1 protein-coding gene is annotated in these 321 nt (G+C 52.6%); it reads left to right on the top strand.

The genetic code is table 11. The features are described from left to right. A partial coding sequence (locus HK24_RS13270; protein ID WP_143412345.1) for a transposase occupies nt 1–321 on the top strand: 321 nt, incomplete at both ends.

Here is a 321-nt window from a genome sequence, read left to right as displayed (position 1 = left end):
CTTGGTTTCTTTGATGTTGAAGAGCGGCTTGCTCGGTTGAGCGGGCTTGGCGATCAGCTCGAAGCATTTTCCAGGACTGTGGATTTTGAGGTGTTCCGCCCGGAACTGGAGAAGGCTCTGGCCTATTCAGACGGGAGTAAAGGCGGAAGACCGCCATTTGATCCGGTGTTGATGTTCAAGATCCTGGTCATCCAGACCCTGAACAATTTGTCCGATGAACGGACGGAGTATCTGATCAACGACCGCATGTCGTTCATGCGCTTCCTTGGCCTGGGGCTTTCAGATCGTGTTCCTGATGCCAAAACAATCTGGCTGTTCCGT

The sequence above is a fragment of the Gluconobacter sp. DsW_058 genome (genome assembly GCF_002153615.1).
GTDB lineage: Bacteria > Pseudomonadota > Alphaproteobacteria > Acetobacterales > Acetobacteraceae > Gluconobacter > Gluconobacter cerinus.
The sequence above is the reverse complement of the archived record's forward strand: the minus strand, read 5'-3'. Positions and strand labels throughout refer to the sequence as shown.